Below are 19686 nucleotides of genomic sequence, written 5' to 3'. Positions count from 1 at the left end.
GGTAAAATTAGAAATCACATAAATCGAACATGACGATTCTGGTAGAAATTTTGAAAAGATAGGGGTCGATATCATGACTGAAGTTATTGCCGTAAAAGAAATCCCGCAGTTTAAGACACGTACAGAGGAATTCAGTCCGTACGAATGGTGCAAAAGGATGCTAGAAAATGATTCTGTGATCTATCACGAGGGAACGGATACGTGGAATGCTTTTAAATATGAGCATGTGAAACTTGTGCTCAGCGATTACAAGCACTTTTCGAGCGTACGTAAACGGACCACGATTTCAGTTGGTGCAGATAGTAAAGAAGGGGCCATCCCTGACAAGATTAACTTGATTGGGGTGGATCCACCCTCACACCGAAAACATCGTTCGCTTTTAGCGGCTGCCTTCACACCCAGGAGTCTACAAAACTGGGAGCCCCGCATTCAAGAAATCGTGAATGAACTGATCGAGGACATAGGGGACTCCGAAATGGATATTGTCCAGTCATTGACAAGCCCCCTTCCTATCATTATTATGTCAGACCTGTTGGGGGTGCCTTCTAAAGATCGATTGCTCTTCAAAAAATGGGTCGATATCTTATTCCTTCCTTTTGAAAAGGAAAAAGAGGAAGAAGTTAATAAAAAGAAGCAAATAGCCGCAAAGGAATACTATGAATATATCTATCCTATCGTTTTGGAAAAGCGCTTGAATCCAGCAGATGATATCATTTCCGATTTATTGAAGGCGGAAGTGGATGGGGAAACGTTCACAGATGATGAAGTGGTACGGACGACGATGCTGATATTGGGAGCAGGAGTGGAAACGACCAGCCACTTGCTGGCCAACTCGTTTTATTCGCTTTTGTATGATGACCCTACCGTTTATGAAGAACTGCACCAAAACCCGGAATTGGTACCACAAGCGGTCGAAGAAATGCTGAGGTACCGGTTCAATTTAGTCAAATTGGATCGCACGGTCAAAGAAGATAATAATCTATTGGGCGTGGAACTTAAGAAAGGTGACGTCGTGATCGTTTGGATGAGTGCGGCGAACTTGGATGAAGCCATGTTTGAAGATCCTTTCAAGGTAAACATCCACCGACCTAATAATAAGAAACATTTAACGTTTGGGAATGGCGTGCATTTCTGTTTAGGGGCACCGCTCGCCCGACTTGAAGCCAAAATTGCCCTCACCACATTCGTGAAGAAATACGCCCGCATCGAACCAGTCGAATCTTTCAATTTAGAAGACAGGCTGACCGATGCCGCGACGGGACAAGCCTTGATGTCGTTACCGATGAAGGGGTATAAAGCCTAAGATAAACCGGGACTGTCGAATAGACAGTCCTTTTTCGTATTCTGGCTTTTTCCATGTTTTATGGAACGGAATGACGTTTCAATCGTATACGTAATTAAATCACTTCTTTAGGAGGCGGATAGGATGAAAATCAAGACGTTTTATGGCTGGACGGAAAAAGGAATGGATAAAAAAGTGAATGAATTCTTAGCGGCGGTCCCATCCATTAATGTTGTGGATATTAAGTTTGGTAGTCCGTTGTTTTTTTTAGTGCGATGGTCATATACAAGGAAGAGTTTCCATCACCTTAATAAATGGAAGATAGGGGGTCCACTTTTATGGAGAAAGAAGTTGTCATCATAAAAAAAGAAAGAAAAAAGAAGTATTATAAAATAGGGATGTTCCTTCTGATGCTATCTCTGCTCACTTGGCTCATTCCGGTTGTGGCGCCATTTACGCCTTTTTCGACAAACATAAAGGCGATGATCATTGGTGGAGCCATCATCATCGCCGAAATCATGTTTTGGGTAGGAGCCATTTTGGTTGGAAAAGAAGTGGCAGCGAGATATAAAAGTTACCTCCATCCAAAGAATTGGAGAAAGAAACGGGAAGGTGAGAATCATCGAAACTGAAATGTTGAAAATATTCAATGAAGACCGAACCCATATCGGTGAAGCAACGAGGGAAGAAGTGCATAGGCTCGGACATTGGCATGAGGTGTTCCATTGCTGGTTCGTCAGTCGGGAAGATGAAGTGGTTTATCTCTATCTCCAACATCGCTGTTCTATGAAAAAGGATTATCCGGATTTGTTGGACATCACGGCTGCGGGTCATTTACTGGCTCACGAAACGGTGGAAGATGGTGTAAGAGAAATTAAAGAAGAGTTAGGCATCGCGTTATCTTTTGATGAGTTGGTGTCAGTAGGGGTGATGGAAGACTGTGCGACGATGGAGAATTTCATCGATAAAGAACTGGTCCATCTATTTATATATAAGAGCACGAATCCGCTGAGTGATTTCACCTTGCAAAAGGAAGAAGTGTCGGGAATCGTGAAGGTTAAACTGGAGGATTTCGAAAAGCTATGGTTCGGTCCTATAGAAGAGATACATATTCAGGGATTCGAAATGAATGATCTGGGTCAGCGCGTTACCGTCGATCAATATGTAGGCAGGGATCGATTCGTTCCGCACGAAATTTCCTATTATGAAGGCTTGATCCAGTCACTTAAACGTGAATTAAATTAAGAAAAAAGTCAGGGATTTGATGGTTTTTGTCGAAAAATCGATATATGGAGGTTTTTCGACGAAATAAATCCCCTTTGGGAAGATATCCTTCCATTTTAAGAAGATAAACTCGCTCCTTTGATAGAAAAAAACGAGCTTATATAAGTCCTCCGGGGTAGTCAGTCCCCGTTTTGCGTCTCTAATTGCAGTAAGAATTCCTTCATTTCCAATCCGCCCCGGTATCCGGTGATTGCCCCATTTTTTCCGATGACCCGATGACATGGAACGGTGATCAGCACGGGGTTGGCCCCGATGGCCGTTCCGACCGCACGAACAGCGGTGGGTCTTTGAATCATCATCGCAATTTCGGAGTAAGAAGTGGTTTTCCCGTATGGAATCTGGTTCAATGCTTCCCAAATGGCTACTTGAAAAGCGGTTCCCCTCACATCCACAGGTAATGAAAAAGTCCGTCGTGTTCCCTCGAAATACTCATATAGTTCAGTAAGATAAGGATGTAACGCTTCTTCACTCTCCAAAAGAATCGACTGAGGAAACCGTTTTTGTATCCACTTTTCCAAATCTTCATAAGACTGACCAGGTGAACCGACATAACAGAGGCCTTTCTTCGTTTTCGCTATGTATAGATGCCATTTGTCGTATGCTAAAACCGCCCAATTAATGGTTTCTTTCATATTCCTCCTCCTTTTTTTAGAGATTTCTTCTCTTTTTAGTATACAAGAAAGTGTACTGTAACCAACAGTTCAATGAAAATTTACATACACTTAAAAAACAAATGGTAGTATAGAGACACGAAGAAACTTTGATATTCAGGGGGAAGACACATTGGGTCACAGTAAACAAAACAAATGGAAGGACATTAAAATAGCGGAAGTTCTTCAACTAGCCTTGAATACGGCCTTGATCTTATTGGCTTTATCTTTATGCGTGTTACTTGCTAAGGAAATCTTCTATTTCATAAAGATGGCGCTTTATGACCCGGAAATACGGATAGAATTCGAACTATTAGAACGCATTTTGATGTTCTTTTTGTATTTTGAATTCATCGCGATGATCGTGAAATATTTCAAAGAGGATTATCATTTTCCTATACGATACTTTCTCTATATTGGCATAACGGCCATGATCCGGCTCATCATTGTCTACCATGAAAACCCGGTTCATACCCTTCTTTATACGTTATCGATTTTAGTGTTGATTATCGGCTACTATATCATGAGCTCCGCGACGGCACGGAAGGGAAAACTTTAACGACAAGTATAGACTAATGATTTTAGGAGTGGGACTGGATGCCTAGGGGTGTCTGGTCCTTTTTGGCTGCTTACCGGATTGAGGAGCCTCCATATTCATCGTGACCTACAATTAAACTCAGTCGCTTTTAAATCCTACCAATCTCTGGGTAAAACCATGGTGCTTTTTTCCTTATTTAGAATGGGAAAGAAGAATGATGTAAAAAAAACTTGCAAACAGTAATGATTACGGTTTATGATTTAAATCGTAATCATTTTGATTTATCGATAAACTAAGAAAGAGGAGAGGCAGGTGGAGAATTGATATTCGTGTGATCGGTGGGTGATACATAAAAAAATTAAAAATGGAGGTTTATATGTTGCATACATACCGGGCATTGCCACTATTCCTTTTCATGGTTTTCCTTTTGGCGGCTTGTGCTTCTGAGTCTGCAAAGGAAGGGAAAAAAGAAGTGAATGTCTTATTTAACTTTTCGACGAATTCATTGGATCCACATGTCGATACAAGTTATGTATCGCTTCGTGCAGGGATCACGGAAACGTTGGTTCATCTTAATGACGAGGATTTATCGATTGAGCCGTGGCTTGCAAAGAGTTGGAAGAGTCAGGATGGGCAAGTGTGGGAAATTAGCCTGAAGGAGGGGGTGACCTTTCAAAACGGAAAACCAATGGATGGAAAGGCGGTGAAGGCATCTTTGGAGAGGGCGATGAAAGATAGCCTGGCCGTTAAGAATGCTTTGCGCATTGAATCAATTGAAGCGAAGGGAAATCTCCTGATCATCAGAACGGAGATGCCTTTCCCGGAATTCCCATCTGAGTTGGTCCATCCGAATACGTCGATCATTGATGTGGAAGAACGTGATTATAGGAACAAACCGATTGGGACAGGGCCGTTTGCCGTGGCGAATTTCATGCCGGGTACTAGGGTCGATTTGACACGATATGATTCTTACTGGGACGGGGCCGCAAAATTGGAGACAGCCAGGTTTTCTTTCAATGAAGATGCCAATGCACGCTCTCTTGCACTGAAATCGGGTGATGCAGATATCGTCTTTCGTCCGGAGGTGGAAAGTCTCGCTGATCTGGAAGCAATGGATACCATCAAGGTGGATTCCACTCCCACGTTCCGTGTCCATCAAATAACGATGAACTTGGAAAAGAAGGCTTTGCAAGATATCCATGTGCGGAAGGCAATCGATGCGGTGATCGACCGTCCATCGATCGTCGATACGATATTACAAGGGCATGCTGAGGTGGCAAAAGGGCCATTCCCCTCCAGTTTTTCTTTTGCGCCAGATTACCCCAAGAAGGAAAGTGGCATGGAAGCGGCTCAAATGTATCTGGAAAAAGCGGGATATAGGAAAGTGGGTGGAGTCCTGAAAAGAAACGGGAAACCGCTAAAATTATCGTTGTTGACCTACAGCTCGCGGGCCGATTTACCGTTAATCGCCCAAGTTTTTCAGTCGGATGCTGGCAGATTAGGAATTGATGTGGAGATTAAACAAATCGATATACCGGAAGAATACATGGCTGCGAATCGAGATTGGGATTTAGCGACGTACAGTAATTTAACCGCACCGCGCGGAGATGCAGGATATTACTTGAATGCGACATACCATCCAAAAGGTGCCTTGAATTTCAGTGGTGTGATTGACGATCATTTGACGACACTGATCGATACGTTAAACGTAACGGTTGACCAGGACAAGCGTTCGGAATTAGCAGAGGACATTGCGATGTATGTGGATGAACAGGTGTATAATTCTTTTATTTTACATCCCAATACACTTGTCGCCTATGACTCCGATAAAGTGAAGAACTGGGTCACGTCGCGGAGTGAGTATTACATGTTGACGAATGAACTGGATGTGTTGTAAATGTTCCGCATTTTCGGACGGCGATTTCTAGAAGTGACCTTGTTTATTCTCGCCATCACGTTTGTCAGTTTTCTCTTCGTGCGTCTCGCACCAGGGGATCCGGTGCTAACGATTCTTCAAGTGGATGATGTATCCATAACAAGCGACCAAGTCGATGAGCTCCGTGAAGAAATGGGGTTTAATGATCCTTTACTTGTGCAATATGGCCGCTGGTTCATGGATTTCATCCGGATGGATTTCGGTCAATCGTATATCACGAAACAGCCTGTGATGACCATGATCATAAGCGGCATGCCCGCGACGCTGGAGTTGTCGATTGGAGCCTTGCTTGTGATGGTTAGTGTTGCCCTCCCTCTTGGCTCGCTCGCCGCATTGTACCGGCAAAGTTGGATCGATCAATTTAGCCGGGCTTTCTCGATGGTGGGGGCCGCCATTCCGAGTTTTTGGCTGGGCTTCCTTTTAATTGACTTATTGGCGGTGCGATGGGGTTTGTTCCCCACGATGGGAAGGGAGGGGATTCAATCCATGGTCCTTCCTTCCGTTACGTTGGGTCTTGCAATATCAAGTGCATATGTCCGTTTGGTCCGTTCAAGTTTAATAGACTCGCTCAGTCACGATTTTATTAGAGCAGCCAGGTCTAGGGGGATATCAGAAACAAGAATATTCTTCTCCCATGCTTTTCGCTATAGCCTACCACCGGTCATCACGGTTTTTGGTGTAAGTCTTGGCAGCTTGATAGGCGGCGTAGTCGTGATTGAAGTGATCTTTGCTTATCCTGGTATGGGCAAGATGGTCGTTGATTCCATTCGTTCGCGTGATTACCCGGTCATCCAAGGATATATGGTGATCATGGCCATTCTGGTGTTCATCGTGAATAGCGCTGTAGATGTGTCATACCGATATGTAAACCCGGAACTTAGATTAAAGGAAAAGGACGGATTGTGATGGAAGCATTATGTGGACACCAAATCAAGCGAAAAAAGAAAGCGGCCGTTATAACCACCACAGTGATTTCATTGCTGGCTGTTGGTATTTTTGTGTATGTCTTTCACTACTTGAAGCATGATCCAGCACTCGTCAATTTGGAAGAGAGACTACGGCCTTCAAGCCTGGAACATCCGCTTGGGACGGATCATCTAGGACGTGACGTGTTAACGCGCCTGTTACTTGGTGCGAAGTTGACGGTCGGTTATGGGGTACTTGCCCTTTTGGCAATCGTGGGGGTCGGTGTGCCGTTTGGTATGATTGCCGGATTCAAGGGAGGGCTGGTTGATCGAGTCTTCATGAGGATTGCTGACGCTTTTCTTTCGTTTCCGGATACGATCGTGGCCATTGTCCTGAGTGGATTATTAGGTCCGGGAATCGGAAATCTGCTCCTTGCGATTGTCGCCGTGAAATGGGTGAATTATGCAAGGCTAGTGCGTGGTACAGTCATTGCTGAACGCCAAAAGGATTATGTCACGATAGCGAAAATAAATGGGTTGAATTCACTCCGTATTTTGCGAAAACACCTGTTGCCGCACTTGATTGGCCATGTACTTGTACTTGCAAGCCTCGATCTGGGGAAAATCATCTTGCTTATTTCCTCACTTTCCTATATCGGCCTTGGCGCACAGCCTCCCGCACCGGAATGGGGGGCGATGCTAAATGATGCCCGTCCCTATTTTCAGAACAACCAATGGCTGATGATCTATCCGGGGCTTGCGATTGCAGGGGTTGTTCTACTTTCGAATCTACTCGGTGATTATTTGCGTGATAGATTTGATGTGAAAAAGGAGGTGGGTTCATGAGTATTATAAAGATTGAAAATCTTTCGGTTAGTTCTAAGGAAAATAGAATCGTTAAGGATATTTTCTTGGATATCCGTGAGGGGGAATGGCTCGCACTTGTTGGGCAAAGTGGGAGCGGCAAAAGCTTGACGGCCATGGCCATTGGACAATTATTGACTCCTAAACTTCAGGCAACAGGGGTGATCAGTTACAGAGGGGACAATCTATTGACACTATCACATTCTCAAATGCGTAAGCTCCGGGGAAAAAGTCTAGCTTATATTTTTCAAGATTACCAAGGTTCATTCACTCCGTTTCTAATGATAGGAAAACATTTTGAAGAATATCAAAAGGCGCATCTGTCGCTGTCTAAAAAAGCTCGGCGGCAACAAGCGGTACATGCACTGAAAGCGGTGGGGCTTTCCGAAGAAATCTATCATAGATATCCCTTTCAACTTAGTGGAGGGCAGCTCCAACGGGTCTCGATTTCGCTTGCCTTGCTACTTAAACCCGATATCTTGATAGCGGATGAACCGACAACGGCATTGGACAGTGTATCCTCTTTCAAGGTTTTACAGGTTTTATCTCTGCTGCAAAAAGAAACCGGGTGCGCCATCTTGTTCATTACCCATGATCTACGCCATGTAAGGAACTATGCAGACAGAATTGCCGTCATGAAGGATGGGAAAATTATTGAAACCGGTGATAAGGACCAAGTGTTGAGCCACCCGAAGCATGCTTATACGAATCAATTAATTCGATCATCTCCATCACTTAGATCAAAGCATGGATTAACCAAGCGTGAGGTGATGGGATGAGTCTGTTGGAAGTGAAACATTTAACCAAAACCTTTAATGGCGGAACGGACGTACTGAAGAACATCTCTTTTGCGTTGGATAGAAAGGAATGCCTAGGGATCGTCGGGGAAAGTGGATGTGGGAAGAGTACACTTGCCCGTTGCCTTTTGCAAATTGAAGCTTTCCATTCAGGAAGCGTCGTCTTCGATGGGGTGTCACTGCATGACAAAAATGAACGCCAGCTAAGACCATATCGAAAAAACATTCAGGCAGTTTTACAAAACCCTACAGCATCGTTGAATCCAAAGCTGAGAATAAAAGAGTCATTACTTGATCCTTATTTACAATACGGAAGCCAGGTGAAGATGAACCATTTTCCGTATACGGGTGAAAGGGCATTTGTCACTCAATTGTTGGAGGCCGTTGAACTTACTAAAGGAATTGCGGAACGCTATCCGCATGAACTGAGTGGAGGACAGAAGCAGCGGGTGACCATCGCCCGTGCCATAAGCATAGAACCGTCGCTTATTGTATTGGATGAACCGACTTCGAGTCTTGATGTCATATCTCAAAGGGCTGTACTAAGATTATTGGATGAACTGCGGCGAAAACTAGAAATGGCTTACTTATTTATTTCCCATGATTTAGCGGCTGTACATGAAATGAGCCAAACCCTCCTCGTGATGAAAGAGGGCACGATTGTGGATAGATTTGAAAAAGAACAACTTTTCTCGCGGGCACGTCACTCCTATACACAAGATTTGATCTCCATGTTTGAGTGATTTTTTTAAGGTGTAAATCGTAATCATTTTGATTAATGAGGAACTAACAAATTGAGGAGGAGGTTATTTTGAACCATCGGTCATATTTGGCAATAGCGCTTCCCCTGACGCTTTCGACAATCACAACACCACTTTTGGGAGCAGTGGATACGGCTGTCGTGGGGCATTTACCTAATCCTGCTTACCTGGGCGGTGTGGCTGTAGGCACGATTATTTTCAACACCATGTATTGGTTATTTGGATTTTTGCGTGTCAGTACGTCAGGATTTGCCGCACAAGCACTTGGAGCAAATGATGAAAAGCAAGGGATGTTCGCTTTTACAAGACCATTTTTACTCGCGATTGCTGTGGGGTTATTCTTCATTCTCCTTCAAGGACCTATTGAAATGGCTTCGTTAGCCTTAATCGGCCCGGGAGCTGACGTGCGACAATACGCTTCTGATTATTTCACCATCAGAATATGGGGTATGCCATTTACTTTGATGAATTACGTCATTTTGGGATGGCTGATGGGGATGTCCAAAATCAAGGTTTCTTTAATGCTGCAAGTATTCATGAACATCATGAACATTGTCCTTGACCTGTTGTTCGTCACAGTATTTGCATGGGGAGTATCGGGAGTGGCCATCGCAACGCTATTATCCGAAGTGACAGCCTGCTTCATCGGGCTATTCTTCATCGTAAGAGCATTGCCAGGTATCCAAATCCCTTCATGGAGAAACCTGTTTGACCCGTTATCCTTTAAAAAAATGATGGCGGTGAACCGCGATTTATTTATCCGGACGCTCTGTCTGTTAATGGTGTTCAATATCTTTACGGCAAAAGGAGCTTCATATGGCACGGAAGTATTGGCGGCAAATGCCGTTCTCATCCAAATCCATTACATCATGGCTTACTTTTTCGATGGATTGGCCAACGCCTCAAGCATTCTTGCAGGAAAGGCAATTGGCTCGAATGATCGGTCTTTATTTAAACGGACCATTAGATTGTCATGGCAGTGGGGAATTCTATCTTCCCTCCTAATTGCAGGCAGTTATTTCGTAGGGAATAGTTGGATTATATCCTTTTTCACGAGCACACCGAGTGTTGTGGACCTAGCTACCATTTACAGCCCATGGTTGCTCTTATTTCCACTTTCAGCAAGCATGGGCATCGTGTTTTATGGCGTTTTTACAGGGGCAACTCAAGCAGGACCGGTCCGAAATTCCATGGTGTACTCCTTACTTGTCTTTTTACTGGCTTTATATTTGTTGATTCCTGAATTTCAAAACCATGGAGTGTGGCTGGCGTTCATCCTATTTAGTTTAGGACGTTCAGTATTCTTGGTTCTCTATATTCCACAGTTAAGTCGAAAATTATTTCCTAAGAGGAGTGTTGAATTTGAAGACAATAGAATGTGCTAACAAACAAGAAAAAATCATCCATATGTATAAGGATAGTTATCGAATTTTGGTAGAGGAAGAAGATTTATCTCCCCGTAATGAGACCATCAACCGCGTTTTATCCGAGTTGGTTTCCACTTTATCTAAACCGATGAAGCAATCGGAAGCTGACGAAATTCTATGCGATGAGGGAATCAAGCAGATACGAAAAGACATGCTGCAAAAGCTGTCTTTGGCGGAGTGCTTGATGGAAGAGTACTATGCCCAAACATTTAGGGATAAAGTGCAATCGATACATGACTTTGGTTCTTTCATCTATTGGGATAACTATGTAGAACTAATCAAGACGGAAATGGAAGAATTGAAAAGGATAAACTGGGATGTGAATTCCTTTGCATTTGTAGGGACAGGCCCTTTACCTTTAAGCCCCTTGTTGCTCAAACAGGAAATGGGGGCTGAAATGACGTGCCTCGACCTGGATGTCCAGGCCCATGAACATGGGCGACGTTTCATTCAAGACCTGGATAGGGATGGAACGTCCGACTACATTTTGAAAGATGGAGCGCTGCATGATTATAAGGGATTGGATCTCGTTTGGATTGCCAGCCTCGTACCGAATAAAGAGGAGATAGTAAGAAGGGTTTTTGAAACGAATCCGGAAGCACTTGTGGCTATCCGCTCTGTTGATGGGATTCATCAATTGCTATATGAACCAGTTGATGCAACGAAATTCCAGACGGTTTCATGTGAAGAAGCAGGCAGGACCGTTGCAGATTCCTTCATTATTAATTCAACGGTATTTTATACATATAAGCAGTAACCGGCCGTATTCTAAGGGAAAATCTGAATAAATATACTGGAATCACCTTTGTGCTTTCATATCAATCTAGAAACCGCCTTGACAATTATAAGTTACTAAAATATAATTACTTACATAAAGTAACTAGATAGGGGGAATGGAAGTTGACTAGGAACGAATTGGGTTTGATTTTTTTACGCATTATTTTAGGACTGATTTTTTTCATTCACGGATATTCAAAGTTTCAAGGTGGAATCGATAATACGGTAGGCTATTTCGAAGGTCTCGGAATACCAGGGTTCATGGCTTATATGGTCGCAAGTATAGAATTAGTTGGTGGCCTTGCGGTGATACTAGGCATGGGCACACGAATTATTTCTATTTTATTTGCGGTCATCATGGTTGGGGCCATCTTCACAGCAAAATTACCTGATGAGTTTTTTGGTTACGAGTTTGACTTGGCGTTGTTGGCTATGTCCCTTTGCCTCGCCTCTGCAAATCGCACTCGTTTCTCACTTGGTTATAGACTTTTTAAAAATAAAGAAGGGGGTGTAACGATTGAGTAAATTTCATAGAAAACCAGTAACGTTTGTTGGGGAAGTGAGTATCAATGTCCTGAATTTGGCGGATGCCATTGCATTTTATGAAGAAATAATCGGTTTTCGAGTATTGGAAAAGACGAATCGTAAAGCCGTGTTAACGACGGACGGAAAAACGCCTCTATTAACACTGGAGCAGCCGGAAGATGTTATTCCAAAGGAAGGACGGACATCAGGGTTGTATCATTTTGCCCTTTTGCTGCCCACACGTGCGGACTTATCGGTCTTTTTACGGCATTTGCTTACCACCCAATATCGTTTCGGGGCGGCGGATCATGCTGTGAGCGAAGCACTATACATTACGGATCCGGATGGAAATGGGATTGAAGTGTATTATGACCGTCCATCGTCCGAATGGGAATGGGCTAATGGGGAAGTTAAAATGGTGACAGACCCGTTAGACGGTAATAGTATTCTGGCAGAAAGTGATGCCGCCGCATGGAGTGGTTTGCCCGCCGGAACATTGATGGGGCATATTCATCTGCATGTAGCCAATCTAAAAGACACGGAGAAATTTTATACATCGGGACTTGGATTCAAGGTCGTGACCCGTTACGAAGGGGCACTCTTTACATCAACCGGGGATTATCACCATCATATCGGGTTAAATGTATGGAACGGTGTGGGTGTACCTACTCCTAAGAAAAACAGTGTAGGGCTGAACTGGTTTACTCTTGTTTATGCAGACGAAGAGGCGCGAAATAAAGTGATCGGACAGCTGAAACAAATAGGAGTAGAGGCCATACAAAATGATGAAGGGTATGTCATTACTGATCCATCGGGAAATGAAATCCATTTAGTGATCAATTAGGCCCTCTAGAAGGATACGATCCATTCTTTAGAAAAGGAATTCCACCAATGAAAAGAAAAAAATCACCTTACCTTGAAATCTCAAGATAAGGTGATTTTTCTTTTCATTTGGACTTATTTATCTCCATTTTGGATAACCATTTGCTTTGAGAGGATTTCTTCCTGAGAATACAAACCTAGTAAGTCCGATTAAGGAGTTTTTGAGAAATTGAACTTATTTGCATCATCGGGATAGACAATGGGATAATTCTTCATACGACTCGGTTTTGGCAGTGACAGGTAAGATCGTTCGCTCAAAAAAAGAGAACTATGGTACGATTGAAGAATATGAATACATTCACCACGCACAAAAGTGTATAGGACCTCAGGAAGGAGCAAGGCATTGAATACCAAATTGAACGTGAACATCATAAAAGATATGTGCGGTACGGTCTCCTTCAAAAGAGGGGACGCTTTTTATCGTGCTAATAAAGTATTGTTCGACTCATATGGCCCTAGTGGCTGCGAAGCGACGGTTTCAGGAGTCGAGGATTTTCACGTCACCATTGATGTGGATAAAATCGGGGGCTTCCATACGAAGTGCAGTTGCCCTACACTCGCCTCTTTCTCCAAGGATTGTCAGCATATTGCGGCCGTTTTACTTGCGGTATACCATCATCAACGTCAAGGGTCCGTCCCGACAACTCAGTCCGGGTCGAGCCAGGAGCTGACGGATGGATTGCTGAGCCTTTTCACTCATCAGCCGGTGCGTTCAAGCGGACATCAACTTCACTTTGAAAATAGGGAAGTGCTTGATACGGAATTTATATGTAAACCTGTGTTGGTATCTAAAGGGCAGTATATGTTCGGGATTGAAATGAAGATTGGATCGATCGATGTGCCAAATATCAGGGATTTCTTGATGAGGATAAAAGAAAGGAGGCGTTCCACCGTCTCCCTATCCTTTCAATATGACCCAAGCCTGCACTGCTTTCAAAAAGAAAATGATGCCGTCATTCAGCAGCTGATCACGGTCATTTCTGATGAAAAGGTCTATCTGGATGCTTCCGGACAATCAGGCTACACACAGATTCATTCCTTATTGCTTCTTCCGCCCTCTTCTTGGAAAAGGCTTTTTCCACTTCTTCTCCAAGCTCCCATGGTGAAACTTCGGCATGAAGGGATAATCGTGGACGGACTGCAAGTATCGGAAGACTTACTGCCGCTCCAGTTTGATTTTACCAAAACTGAAAGCAAGGGCTACCAGCTGAATATCAAGGGGTTGGATTCGGTAATCGTGATGAATGCCTATGATGTTGTTTTGGCTGATGGCAAGCTGTTTTCTTTGAAAAAAGAAGACTGCCAACGCCTTATCGAATTGAAATCGATGCTGGAGACTTCCGGGACGAATCGAATTCCGATTGCTTGGGATCAATTGGATGTATTCCTTGAAAAAGTGGTTCCGGGGTTAAAAAAAATAGGAATTGTCCATATTTCGGATTCGATTACCGAGCAGTTTGTGAAAACTCCCCTGATTGCCAAGTTATACTTGGATCGTGTAAATAACAAATTGCTTGCCGGGCTCGAATTCCACTATGGCAATATTGTGATGAATCCCTTGGAAAGCCGGGAAAACAAAGCGGTCTCCATGCTCATAAGGGATGTGGAGAAGGAAAAGGTGATTCTAACGTTGATGGAAGAAAGTCAGTTTGCCAAGAATGAGGGCGGCTACTTCTTACATAATGAAGAACTGGAATACGAGTTTTTGTACCACAGTGTGCCAAAACTGCAAAAGCTCGTCCAACTTTATGCGACGACTGCCGTAAGAAGTCGGATTGCCAGAGGGAATCCACCTCCGCAGGTGCGAATAAAAATTAAAAAAGAACGGACCAACTGGCTCGAATTCAAGTTTGAAATGGACGGGATCCCTGACAAGCAAATACGGGAGATCCTAGAAGCCCTAGAAGAAAAACGGAAGTATTATCGTCTTCGAAATGGTTCGTTACTGTCATTGGAAACAAGGGAATTCGAAGAAATTAACCGATTCTTGAATGCCCTCCCGGTTCAACATGAAGATCTGGAAAGCGGCTTAAATGTACCAATCGTGAAAGGACTTCAGCTTCTTGACTCCGCAGATGATGGCACATTCACGATGGAGGAGTCGTTCCGTCAGTTCTTGGAGAATATCCGCAACCCAAGCAATCTGGAGTTCGAGTTGCCGGAGCGTTTGCAGCCGATCCTGCGGGACTATCAAAGAAACGGCTATAAGTGGATGAAGAGTCTTGCAGGATACGGGTTTGGAGGGATTTTGGCAGATGATATGGGACTTGGTAAAACGTTGCAAAGCATCGCGTTCATCCTTTCTGAATTATTCGCCATTCGACAAAGGAAGCTTCCGGTCCTCATCGTTTGCCCCTCTTCTTTGATGTATAACTGGCTGAGTGAATTCATGAAATTCGCCCCGGAGATACAAGCTGTTGTCATGGATGGCAATCAAAAGGAGCGATCCAAGATGCAGAAGGAACTGGGCGAGGTGGATGCCCTAATCACGTCTTATCCGTTATTGCGCAAAGATATTCTCTGGTATGAAAAGCAGGAGTTCCACACGGTGTTTTTCGATGAAGCCCAGGCTTTCAAGAACCCTGTGACACAAACGGCACGCTCCGTGAAGAAAATCAAGGCGGACCACCGTTTCGCTCTCACTGGTACGCCAGTCGAAAACTCTTTGGAGGAACTATGGTCGATTTTTCACGTCGTCTTTCCAGAGCTCTTCATGGGCTTGAAGGAATATAGTCATCTTTCCCGAAAACAGATTGCTCGCAGAATCCGGCCGTTTTTGTTACGCCGGTTAAAGGAAGATGTGCTGGAGGAGCTTCCGGAAAAAATCGAGACGTTGGAATCGGTGGAATTGCTTCCAGACCAAAAGAGACTGTATGCGGCCTACTTAGCGAAACTGCGTGAAGATACGTTGAAGCATTTGGACAAAAACACGCTTCGGAAAAACCGGATTAGGATACTGGCCGGTTTGACCCGGTTACGGCAAATTTGTTGTCACCCTGCTCTATTTGTGGATGGCTATAAGGGGAGTTCGTCAAAATTCGAACAGCTGATGAAGATTATGGAGGAATCGAGACTTTCCGGTAGAAGGGTTCTGATTTTCTCTCAATTCACGAAAATGCTTCAAATCATCGGCAAGGATTTAGCCATACAAGGGCAATCCTTTTTCTACTTGGATGGACAGACCCCATCAAAAGAACGGGTTGAAATTTGCAATCGGTTCAACGCGGGCGACCGTGACGTCTTTCTCATTTCCTTGAAGGCAGGCGGCACGGGACTCAATCTGACGGGTGCCGATACCGTGATTTTATATGATCTATGGTGGAACCCAGCCGTCGAGGAACAAGCGGCGGACCGAGCACACCGCATGGGCCAGAAGAATGTAGTCCAGGTCATCAAGCTTGTGGCCCGCGGCACGATTGAAGAAAAAATGAATGAACTGCAGGAGAAAAAAAGGCATCTGATCGAGGAAATCATCGACCCTGAAAATTCATCGTCATCTGCCCTAACTGAGGAAGACATCAGGGAAATATTGAAGATATAGATAAAAGAGGTAGTAGCTTTTGCCCTCATAAAAAAAACGGCCGTCAGAAGTAAAGAACTTCTACGACCGTTTTTTATTTGAAGTGTTTCTATTTTTAAAACTAAAACCTTGGAAAATTAGATAAATCGAACTTGAAATGCATCCAATTGTTAGACACAACTACTTTTGGGTACAGTTATTTTAAACTAAAACTAAAGTTAAAGTTTTGCTTCAAATGTATTAGTACGACCAACTAGTTGCCTGCCGAAACATTGTGCCTAACCCTTAATATTAGGGTTTCTTCACTTTTATAGTTTTTATCTTCCCTTTATTTCCGGCTACATCCTTGGCATAAATTTTTAGGGTGGTATCTTTCTTTTGTTTTGGGATTTTCACAGAATATGTGCCAGAACTTGATGCGGTTGCTTGACCAAGTTTTGTCTGGCCTCTATATACATAAACAGTAGCACCTTTTTCCGCTTTACCTGTCACTTTTGTAGATTTCGTTGTTACTTTATTGACTGTTGGAGTGGCGGGTGGCGTAGTATCTCTTTGTATAACTTTTAAAGTATAAGGAATTTTATTGGATTCACCATCGTATCTTCGAAGTTTAATATAATAAATCCCTTTTTTTAGATTGAGGTTTTTTATCGTTTTAAGCTTTCCATTTCCGTAATTGGTATATAAACTTTCGTAAACGGAATTATCTTGATTAAATATTTGTACATCATAACTTGTATCCTTTGAGGCTGTTAATTGTACAGCGATATTCATATTTTTGGTCAAGTTCAAGCTATAATAATCTGAATCACTTCTTGAACTGATTACACCATTCATAGCTTTGCTAACTTTCAGAGTATCTGCTAGAGACATTGAATCATTGTCTTCCGTTTCAAATAAAGAGTTCGCCTTAAAGTTCACTTTAAAGCGGTAAGGAATATTATCTCTATCCCCATCAGTTGTTCTGATTTTTATGTAATAGGTACCTTGAGGCAATCCTGTATGTATAACAGGAATCATAGAATCCTTACCGTAGTATGTATACCAACTTTCCATTTCACTTCCTGCACTATTGTACAAAGAAATTTCGTAGCTCGTTTTCAAGGTTCTATTCATTTCGACTTTCACTTCACCACTTGATGGTACCTCAATCACATAGTAATCACTATCGTAATCTGCCCATCCGTTATACTGCTTATTTAGATTAATTAGGTTAGCGGTTGAACGATCATTATTAAATTCCTTTTCGTAAACACTACTTTGCGTATAATCGACCTGCAGTTTATATGGAACGCTTTCACCGTTACCGTCATAATGTTCAACTTTTACATAGTAAGTCCCCGCATCTAAACCTTGTGAAAAGAGCTCTTTTACTCCCTTATTTACATTATACGTAGTAGTATAATCCTCTAACGTTTCTTGTTGCGCATTTATAAGCCTTACTTCGTACCTTGTATTCAGATTATGATTAATTTTCAATACAACTTTTCCTGGTTCAGTTAAAGTGAAACTAAAATAATCATCGTCATACCTGTCGCTCAGTATGCCGTCAACATCTGCTTTACTACCCTTAAAACTAATTGGCGTAGCTGTAGAAAGTGAGTCATTCGACTCATATTCCGTTGCAGCCTCTGCAATAGGTACATGTAAGAAAATTGTAGCAATAAATAAAAATGCCGTGAATAAAAACGAGTTTTTAACCATAATAAATATCTCCTCTTTCTCTATTTATCAACCTAAAGTCACATAAATTTTAACATAAAAAGGAACGGTTAGTATATATGGCTTATTTTATTTAATTTTTTTATTTTTCTATAGAAGAACTTTTAAATGTTAACGATGGGTGAAGAATCTCTTGCGGCTAATGGGGATTTTCGATTGGACGAGTTCTTTTTTTCTCTACAAGAAGGGAGAAAAAGAGAAAACCATTTTGGAGGATCCCATGATAAAAAAGCTCCTGTTCCTTTTAACAGCTTTATCCCTTTTGCCTGCCCCTGCTGTTGCTAGCGGCCAGTCCGGACAATTTTATCCGCCATCCCATTCAGATTTCTATAACAAGAAATTTTCATGGCAGCTTTTCTTATCACACGGTGTGAAAAGAGTGGAGTTTACGCAATACGATGTAAAGATGAAGAAGCGATCTGTCATCTACCATAATTCGGTGAAGGAGAATTCTTTTCTATGAGTGGACTTCTATTGTCAAGGGACGGTGAGTGTGGAGTTATTTGATAAGCATGGCACAAGGTAGTCGAGTCGTTCATTAGACGCACGGCTGAGAAGTACTTGGATAATTCTTCTTGTTCCTATCCATATGCCGTCGCATTTTCCGATTATGATGATAAGAAGGGAAATATATAAGCGATACGTTCAAGAGGAAAAAGAAAAAGTGAACAAACAAAAACCCTATCGTTAAATAGGGTCAAATCGATTTCTTCATGCCGCATTCTCTGCATGTACGAATATATACATAATCCTTAACGGAACTTTTGAACTGAGCATTGCCGCAATTATCACAACGACCACTGACTATGTCAGGAAACTCTGCATAATCATAAATGATTGTGGTGTCATATACCTTTTTTTCTTTTGGAGTTTCTTCAGACAAAGTAAATCACCTTCATTATGTTATTTAACACATTTATCATACCAAAAAATGAGGGCAGTAGGAAATCAATCAGGAAATAAACCTAGCCATTATATATTTTTGCCCTGTTAAAAATATCCCCCAGGCCACGAGTCCGAGGGGGATGGCCAGCCCTACATGAATGGATTGCTTTAATGCCATATAAATCACAACTAGCATGGCCACTGTAGCGGGAAAACCTGCCAGAACGCCCAGTGTGAATGTATGGATATTCTGAGTGGGCTCTCCCTGAACCGTTAGCCAAATTATACTGAGGATACTGATTAATGGCAGAGCAGCCACAATCCCGCCATATAAAGGGAATCGTCGGGCCATTTCCGTTACAAGTCCAATGATGACCGCGGAACTGGCTATTTTAATGAACAAATACATTAAGTAGATACCTCACTTAATAACCGGAATGCTTCTCTTATTTGATCCCTTTCAGAAACGGATAACTTGCTAAGCGCCTGTTGTAGTTTTTCTTCATCCAATTCCGTGTTCTTTTTTAAAATGGTTGCACCGCCATCCGTTAAATGTAAATACACCTTACGCTGGTCATCTTCCGGCCGCTCCTTAAGCACCCATCCGTTTTGTACCAATTTTTTGACATGCTCAGAAGCGGTATTGTGGGAAATCGATAATTGTTCGGCAATATCCCGGATCATAACATCTTTCTTTTTTTGAATCGTTTGCAAGACTCGTACGCTTTGATGGGAAATGGCTTCTTGTTGTTGCGGATGTAAATGAAAATAGATATCCGTGAAGTAGTCATTGATTTTCTGTATCATGATTACCTCTCCTTTTTAAATCGCCTAAAACGAATATATCGTATTATACGATATAACGTCAACAGGAAAATGCCCATTTTTACCAACTATCCGCATTCGCCCTGAACCTTTCTAGCATCCATTA

Annotated in this window: 21 protein-coding genes; 16 read left to right on the top strand and 5 right to left on the bottom strand. The window is 42.7% G+C overall.

What is annotated here, in order from left to right; all coding sequences use genetic code 11:
* Positions 1-70 precede the first annotated feature (70 nt).
* The 4 genes from ACQKL6_RS05510 to ACQKL6_RS05495 all read left to right on the top strand — a co-directional run bounded on the left by ACQKL6_RS05510 (position 71) and on the right by ACQKL6_RS05495 (position 2527).
* Positions 71-1303, top strand: coding sequence for a cytochrome P450 (locus ACQKL6_RS05510; protein ID WP_427650872.1), 1233 nt, complete (start codon positions 71-73; stop codon positions 1301-1303).
* A 123-nt stretch (positions 1304-1426) separates the two neighbouring features.
* On the top strand, positions 1427-1645 hold the full coding sequence (locus ACQKL6_RS05505) for a sporulation protein Cse60 (RefSeq protein WP_427650734.1): 219 nt from the start codon (positions 1427-1429) through the stop codon (positions 1643-1645).
* Positions 1621-1914 carry a transporter suffix domain-containing protein gene (locus ACQKL6_RS05500; RefSeq protein WP_427650733.1) on the top strand — a complete coding sequence of 98 codons (294 nt, stop codon included), beginning with the start codon at positions 1621-1623 and terminating at the stop codon, positions 1912-1914. Before ACQKL6_RS05505 ends, ACQKL6_RS05500 begins: the two co-directional genes overlap by 25 nt.
* 1 nt (position 1915) lies before the next feature.
* A complete protein-coding gene (locus ACQKL6_RS05495; protein WP_427650732.1) occupies positions 1916-2527 on the top strand; it encodes an NUDIX hydrolase in 612 nt (203 codons plus the stop codon).
* A 158-nt stretch (positions 2528-2685) separates the two neighbouring features.
* Here ACQKL6_RS05495 and ACQKL6_RS05490 read toward each other — a convergent pair whose 3' ends face one another.
* Entirely contained in the window at positions 2686-3198 is a 513-nt protein-coding gene (locus ACQKL6_RS05490; RefSeq protein WP_427650731.1) for a methylated-DNA--[protein]-cysteine S-methyltransferase, read from the bottom strand.
* Positions 3199-3349: 151 nt separating this feature from the next.
* Here ACQKL6_RS05490 and psiE point away from each other — a divergent pair, with 151 nt between their 5' ends.
* The 11 genes from psiE (at position 3350) to ACQKL6_RS05435 (ending at position 16169) form a co-directional block, all read left to right on the top strand.
* Positions 3350-3775 carry a phosphate-starvation-inducible protein PsiE gene (psiE, locus tag ACQKL6_RS05485; protein WP_402957911.1) on the top strand — a complete coding sequence of 142 codons (426 nt, stop codon included), beginning with the start codon at positions 3350-3352 and terminating at the stop codon, positions 3773-3775.
* 355 nt (positions 3776-4130) lie between these two features.
* Positions 4131-5651, top strand: coding sequence for a nickel ABC transporter substrate-binding protein (gene nikA / locus ACQKL6_RS05480; RefSeq protein ID WP_427650730.1), 1521 nt, complete (start codon positions 4131-4133; stop codon positions 5649-5651).
* Positions 5652-6596 carry a nickel ABC transporter permease gene (gene nikB / locus ACQKL6_RS05475; RefSeq protein WP_427650729.1) on the top strand — a complete coding sequence of 315 codons (945 nt, stop codon included), beginning with the start codon at positions 5652-5654 and terminating at the stop codon, positions 6594-6596. It begins immediately after the preceding gene.
* Positions 6596-7441, top strand: a complete 846-nt coding sequence (gene nikC, locus ACQKL6_RS05470; RefSeq protein ID WP_427650728.1) for a nickel transporter permease — start codon at positions 6596-6598, stop codon at positions 7439-7441. The genes nikB and nikC overlap by 1 nt, the downstream gene beginning before the upstream one ends.
* Positions 7438-8238: an ABC transporter ATP-binding protein gene (locus ACQKL6_RS05465; protein ID WP_427650727.1), complete on the top strand. Its 801-nt coding sequence runs from the start codon at positions 7438-7440 to the stop codon at positions 8236-8238. Before nikC ends, ACQKL6_RS05465 begins: the two co-directional genes overlap by 4 nt.
* Positions 8235-8999, top strand: a complete 765-nt coding sequence (locus ACQKL6_RS05460; RefSeq protein WP_427650726.1) for an ABC transporter ATP-binding protein — start codon at positions 8235-8237, stop codon at positions 8997-8999. The genes ACQKL6_RS05465 and ACQKL6_RS05460 overlap by 4 nt, the downstream gene beginning before the upstream one ends.
* Before the next feature lie 68 nt (positions 9000-9067).
* Positions 9068-10402 carry an MATE family efflux transporter gene (locus ACQKL6_RS05455; protein ID WP_427650725.1) on the top strand — a complete coding sequence of 445 codons (1335 nt, stop codon included), beginning with the start codon at positions 9068-9070 and terminating at the stop codon, positions 10400-10402.
* Positions 10380-11201 carry a nicotianamine synthase family protein gene (locus tag ACQKL6_RS05450; RefSeq protein WP_427650724.1) on the top strand — a complete coding sequence of 274 codons (822 nt, stop codon included), beginning with the start codon at positions 10380-10382 and terminating at the stop codon, positions 11199-11201. The genes ACQKL6_RS05455 and ACQKL6_RS05450 overlap by 23 nt, the downstream gene beginning before the upstream one ends.
* Before the next feature lie 143 nt (positions 11202-11344).
* Positions 11345-11746 (top strand): DoxX family protein, encoded by a 402-nt coding sequence (locus ACQKL6_RS05445; RefSeq protein WP_427650723.1) that lies wholly within the window; start codon positions 11345-11347, stop codon positions 11744-11746.
* Positions 11739-12590: a VOC family protein gene (locus ACQKL6_RS05440; RefSeq protein WP_427650722.1), complete on the top strand. Its 852-nt coding sequence runs from the start codon at positions 11739-11741 to the stop codon at positions 12588-12590. Before ACQKL6_RS05445 ends, ACQKL6_RS05440 begins: the two co-directional genes overlap by 8 nt.
* A gap of 381 nt (positions 12591-12971) precedes the next feature.
* Positions 12972-16169 carry an SNF2 helicase associated domain-containing protein gene (locus ACQKL6_RS05435; protein ID WP_427650721.1) on the top strand — a complete coding sequence of 1066 codons (3198 nt, stop codon included), beginning with the start codon at positions 12972-12974 and terminating at the stop codon, positions 16167-16169.
* Between the two features lie 270 nt (positions 16170-16439).
* On the opposite strand, the gene ACQKL6_RS05430 is transcribed toward ACQKL6_RS05435, so the two are convergent.
* The gene (locus ACQKL6_RS05430; protein ID WP_402986765.1) at positions 16440-17852 is read right to left on the bottom strand and encodes an Ig-like domain-containing protein; all 1413 of its coding nucleotides are present in this window, start codon (positions 17850-17852) and stop codon (positions 16440-16442) included.
* 238 nt (positions 17853-18090) lie between these two features.
* Here ACQKL6_RS05430 and ACQKL6_RS05425 point away from each other — a divergent pair, with 238 nt between their 5' ends.
* Positions 18091-18333 carry a hypothetical protein gene (locus ACQKL6_RS05425; RefSeq protein WP_402957903.1) on the top strand — a complete coding sequence of 81 codons (243 nt, stop codon included), beginning with the start codon at positions 18091-18093 and terminating at the stop codon, positions 18331-18333.
* Between the two features lie 234 nt (positions 18334-18567).
* On the opposite strand, the gene ACQKL6_RS05420 is transcribed toward ACQKL6_RS05425, so the two are convergent.
* The 3 genes from ACQKL6_RS05420 to ACQKL6_RS05410 all read right to left on the bottom strand — a co-directional run bounded on the left by ACQKL6_RS05420 (position 18568) and on the right by ACQKL6_RS05410 (position 19562).
* The gene (locus tag ACQKL6_RS05420; RefSeq protein WP_402873837.1) at positions 18568-18753 is read right to left on the bottom strand and encodes a hypothetical protein; all 186 of its coding nucleotides are present in this window, start codon (positions 18751-18753) and stop codon (positions 18568-18570) included.
* A gap of 69 nt (positions 18754-18822) precedes the next feature.
* Positions 18823-19164, bottom strand: a complete 342-nt coding sequence (locus ACQKL6_RS05415; protein WP_402986764.1) for a DUF3147 family protein — start codon at positions 19162-19164, stop codon at positions 18823-18825.
* Positions 19164-19562 (bottom strand): MarR family winged helix-turn-helix transcriptional regulator, encoded by a 399-nt coding sequence (locus tag ACQKL6_RS05410; protein ID WP_402986763.1) that lies wholly within the window; start codon positions 19560-19562, stop codon positions 19164-19166. The genes ACQKL6_RS05415 and ACQKL6_RS05410 overlap by 1 nt, the downstream gene beginning before the upstream one ends.
* Positions 19563-19686 lie beyond the last annotated feature (124 nt).

The organism is Peribacillus sp. NPDC097197, from assembly GCF_050278025.1.
Lineage (GTDB): Bacteria > Bacillota > Bacilli > Bacillales > DSM-1321 > Peribacillus.
This window is presented reverse-complemented; position numbering and strand designations above follow the sequence as displayed.

Bases quoted from the DNA above. Each gene is read 5' to 3' on its own strand.
- ACQKL6_RS05430 (WP_402986765.1), bottom strand. From the start codon at position 17,852: ATGGTTAAAAACTCGTTTTTATTCACGGCATTTTTATTTATTGCTACA.
- ACQKL6_RS05500 (WP_427650733.1), top strand. From the start codon at position 1,621: ATGGAGAAAGAAGTTGTCATCATAAAAAAAGAAAGAAAAAAGAAGTAT.
- ACQKL6_RS05425 (WP_402957903.1), top strand. From the start codon at position 18,091: ATGATAAAAAAGCTCCTGTTCCTTTTAACAGCTTTATCCCTTTTGCCT.
- ACQKL6_RS05505 (WP_427650734.1), top strand. From the start codon at position 1,427: ATGAAAATCAAGACGTTTTATGGCTGGACGGAAAAAGGAATGGATAAA.
- nikB (WP_427650729.1), top strand. From the start codon at position 5,652: ATGTTCCGCATTTTCGGACGGCGATTTCTAGAAGTGACCTTGTTTATT.
- ACQKL6_RS05465 (WP_427650727.1), top strand. From the start codon at position 7,438: ATGAGTATTATAAAGATTGAAAATCTTTCGGTTAGTTCTAAGGAAAAT.
- ACQKL6_RS05490 (WP_427650731.1), bottom strand. From the start codon at position 3,198: ATGAAAGAAACCATTAATTGGGCGGTTTTAGCATACGACAAATGGCAT.
- ACQKL6_RS05410 (WP_402986763.1), bottom strand. From the start codon at position 19,562: ATGATACAGAAAATCAATGACTACTTCACGGATATCTATTTTCATTTA.
- ACQKL6_RS05415 (WP_402986764.1), bottom strand. From the start codon at position 19,164: ATGTATTTGTTCATTAAAATAGCCAGTTCCGCGGTCATCATTGGACTT.
- ACQKL6_RS05460 (WP_427650726.1), top strand. From the start codon at position 8,235: ATGAGTCTGTTGGAAGTGAAACATTTAACCAAAACCTTTAATGGCGGA.
- nikA (WP_427650730.1), top strand. From the start codon at position 4,131: ATGTTGCATACATACCGGGCATTGCCACTATTCCTTTTCATGGTTTTC.
- ACQKL6_RS05495 (WP_427650732.1), top strand. From the start codon at position 1,916: ATGTTGAAAATATTCAATGAAGACCGAACCCATATCGGTGAAGCAACG.
- nikC (WP_427650728.1), top strand. From the start codon at position 6,596: ATGGAAGCATTATGTGGACACCAAATCAAGCGAAAAAAGAAAGCGGCC.